The organism is Aeromicrobium sp. WCS2018Hpa-31 (assembly GCF_031843905.1).
Taxonomy (GTDB): domain Bacteria; phylum Actinomycetota; class Actinomycetes; order Propionibacteriales; family Nocardioidaceae; genus Aeromicrobium.
In genome coordinates, this window is the sequence record NZ_JAVTJF010000016.1 from 14,030 (window position 1) to 30,687 (window position 16,658).

13 protein-coding genes are annotated in these 16,658 nt (G+C 72.9%); 7 read left to right on the top strand and 6 right to left on the bottom strand.

All coding sequences use genetic code 11. The annotated features are described in order from the left end of the window. Positions 1-27: 27 nt before the first annotated feature. Together smc and RQG84_RS17525 are read left to right on the top strand one after the other, a co-directional pair. Positions 28-3,624: a chromosome segregation protein SMC gene (gene smc / locus RQG84_RS17520; RefSeq protein WP_311211091.1), complete on the top strand. Its 3,597-nt coding sequence runs from the start codon at positions 28-30 to the stop codon at positions 3,622-3,624. Beyond that, complete coding sequence (locus tag RQG84_RS17525; protein WP_311211092.1) at positions 3,621-4,073, top strand: thioesterase family protein; 453 nt, start codon at positions 3,621-3,623, stop codon at positions 4,071-4,073. Before smc ends, RQG84_RS17525 begins: the two co-directional genes overlap by 4 nt. Here the strand turns inward: RQG84_RS17525 and RQG84_RS17530 are convergent. Genes RQG84_RS17530 through RQG84_RS17540 form a run of 3 tightly spaced genes read right to left on the bottom strand, consistent with a single transcriptional unit; the run spans position 4,066 to position 7,651 of the window. After that, entirely contained in the window at positions 4,066-5,064 is a 999-nt protein-coding gene (locus tag RQG84_RS17530) for an ABC transporter ATP-binding protein (RefSeq protein WP_311211093.1), read from the bottom strand. The genes RQG84_RS17525 and RQG84_RS17530 overlap by 8 nt on opposite strands. After that, positions 5,055-6,608, bottom strand: a complete 1,554-nt coding sequence (locus RQG84_RS17535) for an ABC transporter permease subunit (RefSeq protein WP_311211094.1) — start codon at positions 6,606-6,608, stop codon at positions 5,055-5,057. The genes RQG84_RS17530 and RQG84_RS17535 overlap by 10 nt, the downstream gene beginning before the upstream one ends. Positions 6,609-6,610: 2 nt before the next feature. Continuing rightward, positions 6,611-7,651 carry an iron ABC transporter substrate-binding protein gene (locus RQG84_RS17540; protein WP_311211095.1) on the bottom strand — a complete coding sequence of 347 codons (1,041 nt, stop codon included), beginning with the start codon at positions 7,649-7,651 and terminating at the stop codon, positions 6,611-6,613. Positions 7,652-7,760: 109 nt separating this feature from the next. Between RQG84_RS17540 and RQG84_RS17545 the strand changes: the two genes are divergently transcribed. Beyond that, positions 7,761-8,372 carry a response regulator transcription factor gene (locus RQG84_RS17545; RefSeq protein WP_311211096.1) on the top strand — a complete coding sequence of 204 codons (612 nt, stop codon included), beginning with the start codon at positions 7,761-7,763 and terminating at the stop codon, positions 8,370-8,372. 71 nt (positions 8,373-8,443) lie between these two features. After that, the gene (locus RQG84_RS17550) at positions 8,444-9,727 is read left to right on the top strand and encodes an ATP-binding protein (protein ID WP_311211097.1); all 1,284 of its coding nucleotides are present in this window, start codon (positions 8,444-8,446) and stop codon (positions 9,725-9,727) included. Positions 9,728-9,740: 13 nt separating this feature from the next. Here the strand turns inward: RQG84_RS17550 and RQG84_RS17555 are convergent, their stop codons facing one another. From RQG84_RS17555 to RQG84_RS17565, 3 genes are all read right to left on the bottom strand, one after another. Continuing rightward, positions 9,741-11,000, bottom strand: coding sequence for a DUF222 domain-containing protein (locus tag RQG84_RS17555; RefSeq protein ID WP_311211098.1), 1,260 nt, complete (start codon positions 10,998-11,000; stop codon positions 9,741-9,743). 71 nt (positions 11,001-11,071) lie between these two features. Further along, positions 11,072-11,968, bottom strand: a complete 897-nt coding sequence (locus tag RQG84_RS17560; protein WP_311211099.1) for a M56 family metallopeptidase — start codon at positions 11,966-11,968, stop codon at positions 11,072-11,074. Between the two features lie 44 nt (positions 11,969-12,012). Further along, a complete protein-coding gene (locus RQG84_RS17565) occupies positions 12,013-12,393 on the bottom strand; it encodes a BlaI/MecI/CopY family transcriptional regulator (protein WP_311211100.1) in 381 nt (126 codons plus the stop codon). A gap of 113 nt (positions 12,394-12,506) precedes the next feature. On the opposite strand from RQG84_RS17565, the gene RQG84_RS17570 reads away from it, so the two are divergent. Genes RQG84_RS17570 through cydD form a run of 3 tightly spaced genes read left to right on the top strand, consistent with a single transcriptional unit; the run spans position 12,507 to position 16,656 of the window. After that, positions 12,507-13,925: a cytochrome ubiquinol oxidase subunit I gene (locus tag RQG84_RS17570; protein ID WP_311211101.1), complete on the top strand. Its 1,419-nt coding sequence runs from the start codon at positions 12,507-12,509 to the stop codon at positions 13,923-13,925. 25 nt (positions 13,926-13,950) lie between these two features. After that, a complete protein-coding gene (gene cydB, locus RQG84_RS17575; RefSeq protein ID WP_311211102.1) occupies positions 13,951-14,991 on the top strand; it encodes a cytochrome d ubiquinol oxidase subunit II in 1,041 nt (346 codons plus the stop codon). 6 nt (positions 14,992-14,997) lie between these two features. Next, entirely contained in the window at positions 14,998-16,656 is a 1,659-nt protein-coding gene (gene cydD / locus RQG84_RS17580) for a thiol reductant ABC exporter subunit CydD (protein ID WP_311211103.1), read from the top strand. Positions 16,657-16,658: the final 2 nt, after the last annotated feature.

Genomic DNA, 16,658 nt, shown 5'->3' on the forward strand with positions numbered 1-16,658 from the left:
GACACGGCGACGCACTAGGGTGGTCGCGTGTACCTGAAGAGCCTCACGCTGCGCGGTTTCAAGTCGTTCGCGTCGAGCACCACCCTGGAGCTCGAGCCCGGCATCACGTGCGTGGTGGGGCCGAACGGCTCCGGCAAGTCGAACGTCGTGGACGCCCTCGCCTGGGTCATGGGCGAGCAGGGTGCCAAGTCGCTGCGCGGCGGCAAGATGGAGGACGTCATCTTCGCCGGCACCTCCGGCCGCCCGCCGCTCGGCCGCGCCGAGGTGGTCCTCACGATCGACAACACCGACGGTGCACTGCCGATCGAGTACAGCGAGGTCACGATCTCGCGGACCATGTTTCGCAACGGCGGCTCGGAGTACGCGATCAACGGCACCAGCTGCCGCCTGCTCGACGTGCAGGAGCTGCTGAGCGACTCCGGCATCGGCCGCGAGATGCACGTGATCGTCGGTCAGGGGCAGCTCGACTCGGTGCTGCGGGCCACCCCCGAGGAGCGCCGCGGCTTCGTCGAGGAGGCCGCCGGTGTGCTCAAGCACCGCAAGCGCAAGGAGAAGGCGCTGCGCAAGCTCGACGCGACGCAGGGGAACCTGACGCGTCTGCAGGACGTGCTCACCGAGCTGCGGCGCCAGCTGAAGCCGCTCGGCCGCCAGGCCGAGGTGGCGCGGCGTGCCGTGACCATCCAGGCCGACGTGCGCGACGCGCGGGCCCGCCTGCTCGCCGACGACATCGTCACCGCGCGGTCCACGATCGCCGAGGAGATGGCCGACGAGGCCGCGCTCAAGCAGCGACGGTCGGCCGTGGAGCACGCGGTGTCCGTCGCGCGCCAGCAGGAGACCGAGCTCGAGGACCGGCTGCGCGAGGACTCGCCGGCGCTGTCGGCCGCCCAGGAGACCTGGTACGCGCTGTCGGGGCTGCGCGAGCGCATGCGCGGCACCGCCGGGCTCGCGAACGAGCGGATCCGGCTGGCCGCCGTGGAGTCCGACGACCGGCCCTCCGGGCGTGACCCCGAGGAGCTCGAGGCGGAGGCCCGACGGGTCGAGGAGCAGCACCAGGCCATGACGACGTCGGTCGCCGAGGCGCGGGCCGCGCTCGAGACCGCCGTGGCGGCGCGGGGCGAGGCCGAGACGTCCTACGGCGAGGAGGAGCGACGGGTCGCGGGTCTGCTGCGGGCCGCCGCCGACCGTCGTGAGGGTCTCGCGCGCCTGCACGGGCAGGTGAACGCGCTCAAGAGCCGTGCCGAGGCCGCCGACGCGGAGGTGGCCCGCCTGCGCTCGGCGCGCGACGAGGCGCTCCAACGGTCCGAGGAGGCGCAGAAGGCGTTCGCCGTGCGCGAGAGCGAGATCGCCGGGCTGAGCCAGGGCGAGTCCGGGCTCGACGAGGCGCTCGAGTCGGCCGAGGCCGCGCTGGCCGAGGCCGAGGCGAAGGCCCGTGAGGTCACGACGGTGGAGCAGGAGGCGAGCCGCCGGCAGGCAGGTCTGGCCGCTCGTGTCGAGGCGCTGGAGGTGGGCCTGGCGCGCAAGGACGGTGCGGGTGCCCTGCTGGCGGTCTCCGACGAGATCAGCGGGCTGCTCGGCTCGGTGGCCGCGCTCATCACCGTGCGCCCCGGCTTCGAGGCCGCGATCGCCTCCGCGCTCGGGTCCGCCGCCGACGCCGTGGCCGTCGACCACCTCGACACCGCCGTCACGGCGATGGAGCTGCTCAAGACGGAGGACCTCGGTCGGGCCGGGCTGCTGCTCGGCGGTGACACCGAGCTGGACGACACCGGGTGGCCGGGTCTGCCGGACGGTGCCACCTACGCCGTCGACGTCGTCGACCCGCCCGCCACCCTGCACGCGGCGCTGCGTCGGCTGCTGTTCAAGGTCGCGGTCGTCGACGACCTCGCGGCCGCCAAGGTGCTGGTCGCCCAGGCGTCCGACCTCACGGCGGTGACGCGCGACGGCGACATCCTCGGGGCGCACTACGCCTCCGGTGGGTCGTCGTCGCAGCAGAGCCTGCTCGAGGTCCAGGCCGCCATCGACCAGGCGCGCGAGGAGCTGGGGGAGGCCGACCGGCAGCTGGAGACGCTCCGCTTCGATGCGCAGCGCATCGCGCAGGAACGTGCAGCGGCGCAGGAGCGGGTCGACGCGGCGATGGAGAAGCTGCACGAGTCCGACGCGGAGATGTCGGCCGTCGCGGAGTCCCTCGGCCAGCTCGGGTCGACGGCGCGCGCGGCCAAGGGCGAGGCCGAGCGGCTGACGGCGGCGATCGCGTCGGCCCAGGAGGCGCACGAGCGCGACCTGGGCGGCCTGGCCGAGCTCGAGGAGCGCCTCACGCAGGCCGAGGAGGCGCCGGAGGAGGAACCCGACACCTCGGCGCTGGAGGAGCTCGCCGAGGTCGCGTCGACCGCGCGTCGCACCGAGACGGAGGCGCGACTGGCGCTGCGCACGAACGAGGAACGGGCCCGCGCGCTCGAGGGCCAGGCGAGTGCGCTGGTGGCGTCGGCGGCTGCCGAGCGCGAGGCGCGCATCCAGGCCCGGCTGCGGCGTGAGCAGCAGCTGCGCGAGGCCGAGACGGCGCGCGCGGTGCTGGCGGTGAGCGACGTCGCGCTCGCCCGGCTCGAGACCACGATCGCCGAGGCGGCGGCGCTGCGGACCGAGATCGAGCAGTCGCGCTCGGGCCGCGAGACGGAGCTGCGCGACGTGCGCGCGCGGCTGCGGACTCTGGCCGAGGAGCTCGACGGTCTCACCACCTCCGTGCACCGCGACGAGATGGCTCGGGCCGAGCAGCGGCTCCGCCTCGAGGCGCTCGAGGCGCGGGCGCTGGAGGAGCTCGGCGTCGAGGTCGAGGCGCTCGTGGCCGAGTACGGTCCCGACCAGCTGGTGCCGCCCCCGGCGCCGGAGGTGGTCGAGGCCACCGACGACGCCGTCGCGACCACCGGTGACGCGGACGACCCGGAGGCCGAGCCGGAAGGTCGGCCGTTCGACCGGGCCGAGCAGACCAAGCGGTTGCGGGCCGCCGAGCGGGCCATGGCCATGCTCGGCAAGGTCAACCCCTTGGCGCTCGAGGAGTTCTCGGCGCTCGAGGAGCGTCATCAGTTCCTGTCCGAGCAGCTCGACGACCTCAAGCGCACCCGGCAGGACCTGCTCGACATCGTGGCCGACGTCGACGAGCGGGTGCAGCAGGTCTTCAGCGAGGCCTGGGCCGACGTGTCGCGCGAGTTCGAGGGGGTCTTCTCCCGACTCTTCCCCGGCGGCGAGGGCCGTCTGCTGCTCACCGACCCCGACGACCTGCTCACGACCGGCATCGACGTCGAGGCGCGCCCGCCCGGAAAAAAAGTCAAGAGGCTGTCGTTGCTCTCCGGTGGCGAGCGGTCGCTCGTGGCCGTCGCGTTCCTCGTGGCGCTGTTCAAGGCCAGGCCCAGCCCGTTCTACATCCTCGACGAGGTCGAGGCGGCGCTCGACGACACCAACCTCGGGCGTCTGCTGGAGATCTACGAGGAGCTGCGCGCCAACTCCCAGCTCATCGTCATCACCCACCAGAAGCGCACGATGGAGGTCGGCGACGCCCTCTACGGCGTGTCCATGCGTGGTGACGGCGTGACGACGGTGATCAGCCAGCGACTGCGTGAGGACGAGATGGCGTGAGCCAGAAAGATCGAACACCGGCCGACGACGGGTCCCGACGGCGCGATGATTTTCCCGTCGTGCGTCGCATCTCCACGCGGTGGGAGGACGAGGACGTCTACGGACACGTCAACAACGTCGTCTACTACTCGTTCTTCGACACGGCGGTGAACGGCTACCTCATCGACGCGAGTGGCACCGACATCCGCACCCTGGACGCGTACGGGGTGGTGGCCGAGACGGGGTGCCGCTTCCTGCGTGAGCTGCGCTTCCCCGGCGACGTCGAGGTCGGCCTGCGGGTGGTCCGGCTGGGGACGTCGAGCGTGGTCTACGAGATCGGCCTGTTCCAGGGCGCGGCACCCGAGCCGGCCGCGATCGGACGGTTCGTCCACGTGTACGTGACCGGTTCCGAGCGCGCGGTCACGCCGGTGCCGGACGTCGTCCGCGCGGTCCTCGAGCCGCTCACGTGACGCGACGGGCGCGGGTGGCCCGCACCGGGAGAGTCGCACCGACCGGTGGCGGCGCGGCGTCGGTGCGCATGAGGACCCGCCGGCCCGGCAGGTCGAGCTCCACGAGCCACTCGTGACCGCGGTACGAGCGGCGCGCGACGACCGCCGGCGTCGCAGCCTCGTCGACCACCACGTGCTCGGGCCGTACGACCAGCCGGGTGCCGTCGTCGCCGTCGATCGTCGCGGACGTGACCAGCGGATCGTCCTGGGCGAGCACGGTGGCCTCACCGAGGAAGGTCGCGGTCCACGCGTGCTCGGGCTCGCGGTAGAGCACCTCGGGCTCGGCCTGCTGCAGGACCGTCCCGTCGTGCATGACGGCCACCTCGTCGGCGAGGGTCAGTGCCTCGGCCTGGTCGTGCGTGACGAGCAGGGCCGTCGCCCTCTCGGCCACGAGCAGCTCGCGCACCTCGTGGCGCAGGTCGTCGCGCAGGCGGGCGTCGAGCGCGGAGAACGGCTCGTCGAGCAGCACGAGGGCAGGGCTCGGTGCCAGGGCGCGCGCCACGGCGACCCGGTGCTGCTGGCCGCCGGACAGCTCGTGCGGGCGACGGTGCGCCAGCTCGGTGAGACCGACGAGGTCGAGAAGGTGGGAGATCCTGTCGCGCGACCCGCGGGGCAGTCCGAACCCGACGTTGGCCGCGACGTCGAGGTGAGGGAACAGCGCCGCCTCCTGCGGGACGAGGGTGATCGACCGGTGATGCGTGGGCACCGATGCTCCGGGTGCGTCGAGCGGTCGTCCGAGCAGGGTGGTGCTCCCCGAGCGGGTGGGGTGCAGGCCGGCGACGCAGCGCAGCAGCGTGGTCTTGCCGCAGCCGCTCGGCCCGACGAGCGCGACGAGGGTCCCCGTGGGCACCCGGAGGTCGACGCCCTGCAGCACGGCTGCGTCGTCGTACCCGGCGACGAGGCCGGAGACGACGAGCCCGCGTGCCACGGGGTCCATGTCGTTCATTCCCATCGGCGGGCCTCCCAGGACGTCGGTCGGGACAGCAGGAACGCGGGGATCGCGGCGAGCGCCACGACGGCGAGCGCGTAGGGAGCAGCGGCCCCGTACGCTGCCGAGCTCGTGCGGCTCCAGACCTCGGTGGCGAGGGTGTCGAGACCGGTGGGCCGCAGCAGGAGCGTGGCAGGGAGCTCCTTCATGACGGTCAGCATGACGAGCAGCGCACCTGCGGCGACTCCCGGAGCGGCGAGCACGCCGGTGGTGCGTGCCTGGGCCGGCAGGGGGTGCCGACCGAGGCTGCGAGCCACCTCCGACAGCACCGGTGGGACGAGCGCCACGCTGGTGCGCGTGGCGCCGACGGCCTTGGGCAGGAACAGCACCACGTAGGCGAGCACCAGCACCACGACGCCCTGGTAGAGCCCGGGAACCACGCGCAGCGAGAAGTACACGAGCGAGAGCGCCACCACGATGCCCGGCAGCGCGTGCCCGGCGAAGGCGAGGCTCTCGACGAGGGCCACGAGCCGGCCGCGGTGCCGGGCCGCCAGCACGCCGACCGGCACGGCGAGGACCACGACGGCCAGCGCGGCGACCATGCCGAGCAGGGTGGTGGTGAGGATCGCCGAGAGCAGCTCGCCGACGTCGAGGGCGCGCGCGGTCCCGGCGACGAGACGCCTGAAGAGGGCCAGGATCGGGACCCCGACGGCCAGCACGGGGACCACGAGCAGGCTGCCCGCCACGAGGACGGTGGGCGCCGGCCCCAGACGGACCGGGCGCGGTGGAGCGGCGGTTCCCCGTCCGGTGCGCCATCGCTCACCGCGACCACGCACCGACCGCTCGAGCACGACGGTCCCGAGGGCGAGGAGCACGAGGAGCAGCGCGAGGACGACGGCCTGCTCCCTGCCGACGAACGAGCCGTACTCGCGCGAGATGGCGAAGGTGAACACGTCGAAGCGCAGCATGGCGACGGCCCCGAAGTCGGACAGGACGTAGAGCGCCACCAGGAGCGTGCCCGCTGCCGCCGCGGGGAGCACCTGGGGCAGCACGGTGCCCGTCCAGGCGCGGAACGGAGGTCGACCGAGGGTGCGCGCGACGGCGGCGGCATCGGGGTCGACACGACGCAGCGCGGCGGCCACGGGGAGCGTGACGTACGGCGTGCACACGAGCGAGAGCACGAGCCACGAGGGCCAGAAGCCGGTCCAGCCCGGGACCGTGGTGAGCCAGCCGAAGGCGGCGACGTACGACGGCATCGCGAGCGGGATGGCCGCGAGCACCCACCACACGCGACCGCCGGGCAACCTCACCGTCGAGGTGGCCGCGGCCGTGGCGAGGCCGACCAGCAGGGTCGTGACGCACACCGCCGCGGCCAGGCCGACGCTCGAGCCGAGCAGGGAGAACGTCCGGGCCCGTCCCAGGGTCTCGGCGAAGACGTCGGGCCCGATCTGTGCCCCTCGGACCAGGAGGTAGCCGAGCGGGAGCGCGGCGACGGCCCCGCCGGCTCCTGCTGCGAGGAGCAGGAGCGGGCGGGGTCGGTGCGCCGGGCGGGTCCGGTCCGAGGTCACGGTCAGGACAGTCCGGCGTCCTGGATCATGCGCACCGTGGCCTCGAGGTCGGCCAGGTCGGAGAGGTCGATGTCCGGACCCTGGAGGTCGGCCAGCGCAGGCAGGCCCTCCGGGGCGTCGATGCCCTCCACGAGCGGGTACTCGTAGGTGTTCTCGACGAAGTACGTCTGGCCGGCGTCGGACAGGAGGTACTCGACGAACGCTGCCGCGTCGTCGTGGTCGGACAGGATGCCCGCACCGGTGACGTTGACGAGTGCGCCCGGGTCGCCGGCCTTCGGGAACGTCAGCTGCGCGCGCATCTGGTCGGCACCCACCTCGGCGGCCGTCTGGAACCAGTAGTAGTGGTTGATCAGGCCGAGGTCGAGCTGGCCGGTGTTGACGGCCTCGAGCACGGCGCCGTTCTTCTCGTACGACTGGTAGTCGTTGGCGGCCATGCCCTCCAGCCACGCCTGGGCCGCGTCGTCGCCCTGGGAGACGCGGAAGCCCGTGACGAAGGCCTGGAACGACGCGTTGCCGGGCGGGAAGCCCACGCGGCCCTTCCACTTCTCGTCCGTGAGGTCGGCGACCTCGTCGGGGACGTCGGCCTCGTCCAGCTTCTCGCTGTCGTACGCGATGACACGGGCGCGACCGGTCACGCCCACCCACGACCCGTCGGTGGAGGTGAGCGACGCCGGGACCTTGTCGGTCAGGTCCGCGTCGAGGTCGCTCAGCAGGCCCGCCTCGGAGAGTGCGCCGAGGGCACCGGCGTCCTGGGACAGGAACACGTCGGCGGGAGTGGCGTCACCCTCCTCGAGGAGGGTGGCGGTGAGCTCCGGGGTCTCGGCGTAGCGGGCCTCGACCTCGATCCCGGTGTCCTTCGTGAACTGCTCGACGAGCGGGGAGACGAGCGCCTCGTCGCGGCCGACGTAGACCACGAGCGGTCCGTCGTCGTCGGCCCCGTCGTCGCTCGAGCCGCCGCAGGCGGAGAGCACGAGCACGAGGACCGTGAAGGGGAGCGCGACGCGCGCGCCGCGGTGCCGCGAACGGGGGAGGGGGGTGCGCATGCAGGTGTCCTTGGTCGAAGTGATGAAGCAAGGCGAGCCTAAGTAAGGTGAGCCTGCCCGTCACTCCCTAACCTAGGGGGGTCTGATCGGCCGGGGGTCAGGAGGCGGCATGGGTGGCATCGAGCGGGTGCTGGTGGTCGACGACCACCAGGTCTTCGCCGACCTGGTGTCCGTGGCGCTCGAGAGCGACCCCACGATGCGCTGCGTCGGATCGGCCGCGTCGGTCGAGGACGCCCGACGGCTGGCCGCGGAGCTCCGCCCGGACCTGGCACTCGTGGACGTGCGCCTGCCCGACGGCGACGGACTCGACCTCGCGGCCGAGCTGCTGGCCGCCCGACCGGAGCTGCGCGTGGTCGTGCTCACCGCCTACCCGCGTGCGGACCTGGTGGAGCGGGCCCGAGCGGTGGGCGTGGCCGCGCTGCTGGCCAAGGAGCTGTCCTTGAGCGAGCTCCTGGCCGCGTTGCGCGACGCGCGCCCCGACGCCCCGGTGCTCGTGCGGCTGCAGGAGCCGCAGCACCGTCTGACCCGTCGTGAGCTCGAGGTGCTGGAGCTCCTGGGCGAGGGATCGGACGTGCGTGCCATCGCCCGCACGCTCGGCATCAGTCCGCACACGACGCGTGACCACGTGAAGAACGTGCTCGCCAAGCTGGGAGCGCGCACGCAGCTCGACGCCGTGGTGATGGCGGCGCGCAGCGGCATCCTGAGGATCGGCGCGCCGTAGTGGTGCTCGGCGGCACGGTGCGGCGGCGAGGGCGGACGGCCAGGGTCCCGTTCGGTGCGGAGGGGAGTCCCGTGCGCGGAGCGGTGGTCCGCTACGTGGCGGGCGCGTCGATCGTGCTGGTGCTCGTGGTGACGGTGGCCGTCGTGCTGGCGGGCCGGATCGCCACGCGGGAGGCACTCGACCATGCGGAGCTGGACGCCCGCACGCTGGCCGAGCAGTACGTCGCGCCCTTGGGTGTCGACGCCCTCGACCCGGTGGGCGAACGTGGCCGGCTCGACGACGCCTTCCTCGGCCGGGTCGACCAGGGTGCGCTGCGGCAGGTCAAGATCTGGGCCGACCTCGGTGAAGGTCGTGGACGGATCGTCTACTCCGACAACCGCCTGTACCAGGGTGCCGAGGTCGTGCTGGGCGAGGAGTACGCCCTGTTCGCGTCGGGACGGGCGGTGGCGCGTCGCGTGGAGCCGGCGGCCGAAGGACCACAGCCCTACCCGGAGGGGACCTACGAGGTGTCCGTGGGGTTCCGCGACGGCCGCGGCACGCCGTTCCTGTTCGAGGCGTACCTACCGACGCCGGCCATGGCGTTGAGCCGGAGCGAGCTGCTCCGGCAGTGGCTGCCGGTGGTGGTGGGTTCCCTGCTGCTGTTCGCGGTGGCGACGTTGCCGTTGGCGGTCGGTCTGGCGCGACGGGCGGGTGCGGCGGAGTCCGACCGCCGGCGCCTGGCGCAGCGAGGGCTGCGCGACGCCCTGTCCGACCGACGCCGGATGGCGCAGCGCCTGCACGACGGCCCGGTGCAGGAGCTCTCGGGCGCGGCGCTCGTGCTGGACAGCGTCGATCGCGGGGGGCTCTCGACGTCGGACGCAGCCGCGCTGGACCGGGCCACCCGGGTCCTCCGCGACGGCGTCGGTGAGCTGCGTTCGGTGGGCGACGACCTGTTTCCCGACGCCGTGTCCGCCGAGGGTCTGCGGGCAGCGGTCGACGAGCTGGGGCGCGGCTCGGGCGAGGTCGGACTCGACGTGGCGGTGCGGGTGGAGGGGGGCCTGGGGCTCGACGCCGACGCCTCGTTCCTCGTGTACCGCGTCGTGCGGGAGGGTCTGCGCAACGTGGTGCGGCACGCGGGCGCGCGGTCCGCATTCGTCGAGGTCACGCAGGTCGTCGACTCCTCGGTGCCCGGGGTGCGCGTGACCGTGACCGACGACGGAGTGGGGCTTCCCGTCGAGGTGCGCCACGGGTTGGGTCTCCGCCTGCTCGCGCACGAGGTGCACGGTGTCGGCGGGACGTTGCGGCTCGCGCCGGCCGAGGGCAGCACCGACGGGGCGTGCTTGCAGGTGTGGCTTCCGGCGGACCTGCCGGAATGAGGCGTGGCCTGACTCAGGCGGCGGGCAGCAGCTCGGGCCACTGCTCGACGGGCAACGGGTCGGGGTCGCGGCGATAGACGTGGCCGGTGCGGGTGGTCCACTCCCAGGATCGTCCGCGACGTCTGAGTCGGTACAGGCCGGCGGTCTTGAGTCGATGGGCCCGTCGGTGGACCGGGCCGAGGTTGGTGCCCCGTGTGGGCGCGGGCCAGGCGTCGGTGTGGTCGATGTCGCTGCGTGAGGCGGGGACGTCGGAGGTCGGGAAGCTGGTCGTGCCGTCGCGGAACCACAGGGCGGTACGGATCTTCTCCGGCGCGAACCGGCCGAGGTGGGCGGCGTCGAGCAGATGCCCGTGGTCGTCGGTGAGCAGCCTGTAGAAGACCGTGCCGGGCTCCACGGCCCTCTCACGGACGAGCGCCGCAGGCACGGAGGCCGAGCGGTCGGCCAGCTCGCCGGGGGCGTCGGAGAGGCCCATGAGCGAGGTGACCGGGACGGTGATGCCGATGACGGTGCTCACGCCGCCGCGGTCCGATCCGCCGGACTCGGCCTCCGGGTCGGGTGAGCCGAGCAGCAACCCGGTGAACAGGTCGGCGCAGCGCTGGTCGTGGGTGCGGGGGTCGGCTGTCAGGCCGCGGGCCTCGGTGTCGAGGCGTTGGAGCGCGGCGTGTGCGTCGACCTCCGGCACCAGCGCCGAGAGCCACGCCATGCCGTCCTCGGCGGGGACGAGCCGCACGTGACGGTCGGCGCGAGCGCGACGGTGACGCTCTCGAGCGGCGTCGGCCTCGAGGCGTTCGACCTGGCGGGCGAGCCAGCGGCGGGTCTGCGCGACGGTGTGGTCGGCCGCGTACCGGGCGATGCGCTCGTCGAGGACGGCAGGGGAGTCCGGCTCGGTGAGCCGCTGCAGCTGGACGTCGACGATGCTCACGTGGTGCTGGCTGACGGATCCGCGCAGGAACGCCTTCCACACCGCGGGCAGCCGACCACGGACCCGGCGTGCCATGGCCAGACGGGCGACCACGGTGCCGGGCGCCACCCCGAGGGCGAGCGAGAGGTCGTGCGCCGCCGCCTGGGCGGCCGTGCGTGAGGCGGACCGCGAGTACTGCTCGCCCTCGGCCCGTGCGGACTCCACGTAGTCGAGCATGTCGACCAGCTGCTCGGCCTCGAGCACGTGGAGGGCGCGGCGACGCACCGTCACCCGGTCGACCGCCTCCGCGCCGGTCGCGCGGAAGGGCTCGTCCAGCTCGGTGTCGTCGAAGGTGAAGTCCAGCTCGTCCATGTCCTCGACCCTAGAGTCGCCTTCCGACACCGTGTTCGAAAGAGCGGCCCGTCGACGGTTGCACCGCGTGGTCACCGCCCGAGCAGCACCTCGACCGCGTGGTACATCCACGGCACCGCGATGAAGACGGTCGGGACGACCAGCACCACCGCCGAGATCGCGATCGACGCGATGGCCGACGCTCGGCGTGCCCGGGTCGGGGCCGGGTCGCGCAGTCGCTCGAGACGCAGGAGCGCGTCGCTGCTCGCGCCGAGGGCGCCGGCCGGGGTGGCGCCTCCGGCGAGGGCGACGATCGCGCGGGCGAGGGGCGGGTCGCCGGTGACCTTGCGCGCCGCGTCGTCGGCCATGAGCTCGACCATCACCTGGCTCTGACGCAGGGGAGCGTCGGTGCGCAGGGGTCGGGGGAACGCGCGGTGCAGCACGCCGAAGGCCTCGAGCACGAGGTCGTGACGGGTGCGCACGTGCGAGCGCTCGTGCTCGAGCACGGCCTGGAGCGCGTCGTCGTCGAGGGACTCCACGGCTCCGCTGGAGATCACGACGCGGGCGTCGCGCAGGCGAGGGATGCAGTAGGCCACGGGTGTCTGCTCGGTCAGGACCCTCACGGCGGGAAGTGCGCCGTGGGGCTCGCCGAGGAGGTCCACCAGCTCGCGGTGGCGGGCGCGTCGGGTCGACGTCTCGCGCCAGACCTGCCAGGCCGCCCACCAGAAGCGCGCCCACACCAGGACTCCGATGCCCATCAGCGTCGCGTGGAGGGCGATCCGCCACCAGGTCGGCTCGTCGTCGGTGACGAGCCAGAGCGCCGTGGAGAGCGCGGCCCCCGAGATGGCGAGCACGGCGGCGAGCGCCAACGACTGCCAGAGCACGATCCCTGCGGCCGGTGCGAGTCGCGGCCACGCGGCGCGCGACAGAAGGGCGGGCACCGGCAGGGCGAGCGCGAGGCCGATCGCGCCGAGGAGCAGCGGGGTCATGGCGGCGGGGTCATGGTGGCGGGCTCAGGGTCGCGGGTGCACGGTCAGCGGCCCGCGTCGATCTCGTCGAGCGCGGCCCGCAGCGCCGCGGCCTCCGCGGGGTCGACGGTGCGCGCGAAGTGGAGCAGGGCCGCGGTGCGGTCGCCGGAGCTGTCGAGCGTGGCGTTCAGCGCCTCGGTCGTGGCCGCCTCACGGGAGAGGGCTGCCGTGTAGCGGAAGGCGCGCCCGTCGCGCTCGCGGCTCACCATCTCCTTGGTGCCGAGCCGGTCGAGCACGGTCATCACGGTCGTGTAGGCGAGGTCGTGCGTGCCCGACGCCTCCAGTCCGTCCTGCACCTCGCGGACGGTGAGCGGGGACGTGGCGCCCCACAGCACGTCCATGACGGAGCGCTCGAGGGAGCCGAGGGAACGGGATGACTGCGGCATGTGACCTAATCTACTACGCCCGGTAGGAGTTCGGCTTGCCGGTGGACCCCTCGAGGTCCTACGCTCGGTAGTAGTTACTACGGAACGTAGTAGACCAGCGAGCGGAGGCGACCATGGAAGCGCTCGACATCGCGCGGTGGCAGTTCGGCATCACGACCGTCTACCACTTCTTCTTCGTGCCGATCACGATCGGGCTGATCTTCCTCGTGGCCATGCTGCAGACCGCGTGGCACCGCACCGGCAAGGAGAAGTACCTCAGGCTCACCCGGTTCTACGGCAAGCTCTTCCTCATCAACTTCGCGATGGGCATCGCGACCGGGATCGTCCAGGAGTTCCAGTTCGGCATGAACTGGAGCGACTACTCCCGCTTCGTCGGCGACATCTTCGGCGCCCCGCTCGCGATCGAGGGTCTGCTGGCCTTCTTCCTGGAGTCCACGTTCCTCGGCCTCTGGATCTTCGGCTGGGACCGGCTCAAGCCGGGGCTCCACCTGGCCTGCCTGTGGCTCGCCGCCATCGGCACGGTGCTGTCGGCCTACTTCATCCTCGCCGCGAACTCGTTCATGCAGAACCCGGTCGGCTTCCGGATGAACGAGGAGGTCGGGCGGGCCGAGCTCACCGACTTCTGGGCCGTGCTGACCAACAAGGTCGTGCTCGTCACCTTCCCGCACACGATCTTCGCGTGCTTCATGGTCGGCGGTGCCTTCGTGGCCGGCATCGCCCTCTGGCAGATGTTCCGCAAGGGCCGCGAGGACGAGCGCGAGACCTGGCGCACCGCCCTGCGGCTCGGCGCCGTGGTGCTCCTCGTCTCCGGCGCCGGCACCATGATCTCCGGCGACTTCCAGGGCAAGGTCATGACCGAGGTCCAGCCCATGAAGATGGCGGCCGCCGAGGGCCTCTACGAGGACGAGGCGCCCGCCTCCTTCTCGCTGCTCACCGTCGGCACCCTCGACGGCAGCGAGCCCGTGCTCGAGCTCAAGCTGCCGCACCTGCTGTCGTACCTCGGCACCGGGTCGTGGAACGGGGAGATCCGCGGCATCAACTCCCTGCAGGCGGAGTACGAGGAGCTCTACGGCCCGGGCGACTACTCGCCGAACATCCCGGTGACCTACTGGACCTTCCGCGCGATGATCACCTCCGGTGGCCTCGCGATGGCCGGCGGTGCCTGGATGCTCTGGGCCACCCGGCGACGCCGCATGCCCAGCGTCGGGACGAGCGAGGGCCGATGGCTCCTGCGCACCGCCGTGGTCCTGCCGTTCCTGCCGCTGCTCGCCAACTCCTTCGGCTGGATCTTCACGGAGATGGGCCGCCAGCCGTGGGTGGTCTTCGGCCTCATGCCGACGTCGGCCGGGGTCTCGCCCGGCACCACCACGGCCGAGGTGCTCACGACGCTCATCGGCTTCACCGCCCTGTACGGCGCCCTGGCCGTCGTCGAGGTGAAGCTCCTGCTCACCTACATCCGCAAGGGCCTGCCCGACGCCGACCCGCCCCAGTACGTCGACGACCCGGACGCGCCGCTCGCGTTCGCCTACTGACCACCAGGAACCGGAGGAGACGACCATGGAGCTCACCACCGTCTGGTTCGTGCTCATCGCCGTGCTGTGGATCGGCTACCTCGTGCTCGAGGGGTTCGACTTCGGCGTCGGCATGCTCACCGCCGTGCTCGCTCGTGACGAGAAGGAGCGCCGCGTCCTGCTGAACACCATCGGTCCGGTGTGGGACGGCAACGAGGTGTGGCTGCTGGTCGCCGGGGGCGCGACCTTCGCGGCGTTCCCCGAGTGGTACGCCACCTTGTTCAGCGGCTTCTACCTGCCGCTGTTCCTCATCCTCGTCGCGCTCATCCTGCGCATCGTGGCCCTCGAGTACCGCAGCAAGCGGCCCGCGATGATCTGGAAGCGTCGCTGCGACCTCGGCATCCTCATCGGGTCCGTCGTGCCGGCGCTGCTGTGGGGCGTGGCGCTCGCCAACATCGTGCGCGGCGTGCCCATCGACGCCGACAAGGAGTTCGTCGGCTCCTTCTTCGACCTGCTCAACCCGTACGCGCTGCTCGGCGGGCTGGTGACCCTCACGGTCTTCCTGGTCCACGGCGCGGTCTTCGTCGGCCTCAAGACCGTCGGCGACATCCGCGACCGCGCCCGGCTGCTCGCCCTGCGCGTCGGCGTGGTCGCCGCGGCGCTGGCCGTCGTGTTCATCGTCTGGACGGCCGTCCGCGACGGCGACCTCGCGGTCTGGATCGCCGGTGGCGTGGCTGCCCTGGCCTTCGTCGCGGCCCTGGCCGCCACGTCGGCGCGGCGCGAGGGGTGGGCGTTCATCGGCACGGCGCTGTCGATCGCGGCGGTCACGGTCATGCTCTTCACGGCGCTCTTCCCCGACGTCATGCCGTCGTCGCTCGACCCTGCGTGGAACCTCACCACCACCAACGCGTCGTCGACGCCGTACACGCTCAGGATCATGACCTGGGTGGCGGCGGCCTTCACGCCGATCGTCATCGGCTACCAGGCGTGGTCGTACTGGGTGTTCCGCCGTCGCATCGGCACGCACCACATCCCTGACGACGTGCTCGCACCCACGCCGGACCTCGAGCCCAGCCGGGAGCGCTGAGCGGCCGTGGGTCCCGTCGATCCCCGCCTCCTGCGCCGGTCGCGGCCGGCGCGGCGCTTCCTCGTCGCCACCGTCGTGCTCGGGTCCGTCGCGGCCGTCGCAGTGGTGGCCCAGGCCTGGCTGGTCTCCGACGTGGTCGTCGGTCTCGTCGAGGGCGAGTCGACCCGTGCGATCGCCACCGTCGCGGCCCTGCTCGCCGCGGTCGTGGCCGCGCGCGGCGTGCTCGCCTGGGCGCAGGCCGCGGCCGGCACCCGCGCCGCCGCCTCCGTGAAGGCCGGGCTCCGGCACGACCTCGTCGACGCCGTGCTCGACCAGCGCCGGGTGGGCGCCGCGCCGTCGAGCGCGCGCGTCGCCACGTTGCTCGAGACCGGGCTCGACGCGCTCGACGGCTACGTGGCGCGCTTCCTGCCCCAGGTGGTGCTCACGGCCGTCGTGCCCGTGGCCGTGCTCCTGACGCTCGCGGTGGTCGACCCCCTCTCGGCGCTCATCGTCGTGCTCACGCTCCCGCTCGTGGTCACGTTCCTGGTGCTCGTGGGGCTCGTGACGCGCGACCGGCTCGACCACCGGTGGGGTGAGCTGCAGCGTCTCGGGCGACACTTCTCCGACGTGCTCGCCGGCCTGACGGTGCTCACCGGGTTCGGTCGCGACTCGGCCCGTGGGCTGCGCGACGTGGGGGAGCGGCACCGTCGAGCCACGATGGAGTCGCTGCGCACCGCGTTCCTGTCCTCGCTCGTCCTCGAGCTGTTCAGCACCCTGTCGGTGGCGCTCGTCGCCGTCGCCGCCGGGCTGCGACTCGTCGGCGGGGGCCTCGACCTGGGGACCGGTCTGCTGGTCATCGTCCTCGCTCCCGAGGCCTACCTCCCGCTGCGCCGGCTCGGCACCCAGTTCCACGACAGCACCCAGGGGCTGGCCGCGGCCGACGAGGCGCTCACGCTGCTCGACGGCCCCCCGCTCGACCGGGCGACCGGCCACTTCGTGGTGGACGGTCCGGCGCCGGTCACGGTGCAGGCCCTCGAGGTCGTCCATCCCGGGCGTGAGCAGCCGGCCCTCGTGCTGCCGGCCTTCACCCTCCTGCCCGGCGACTTCGTCGCGGTCACCGGACCGTCCGGTTCCGGCAAGTCGACGCTGCTGTCGGTGCTCCTGGGCTTCGCCGCTCCCACCGCCGGGGCCGTGCGGGTGGGTCGGCACCGGCTCGACGAGCTCGACCCCGAGGCGTGGCGACGTCGTGTCGCCTGGGTCCCGCAGGACCCCCACCTGCTCGCCGGCAGCGTCGCCGACAACGTACGGCTCGGTGACCCCGACGCCGACGGCGCGCAGGTGTGCGCGGCTCTCGACGACGCGGGAGCCGACGACCTTCCCGCCGAGCGCCACGTGGGGGAGCAGGGACAGTCCCTGTCCGCCGGTGAGCGGCGTCGGGTGGCGGTGGCCCGGGCGCTGCTGCGCATCCGGGCGGGCGACGCGTGGCTCCTGCTCATGGACGAGCCGACGGCGGGTCTCGACGCCCACCGCGAGAGCACCGTGCTCGGCACGCTCTGCCGGCTCCAGGAGACCGGCGACGTCACCGTCGTCGTGGTCGCGCACCGCGCCGAGACCGTGGCCGCCGCCTCGCGCGAGCTGCGGGTCACCGTGGCGAGCGCCGAGTCCGCGACGGTGGTCCCCTCGTGAAC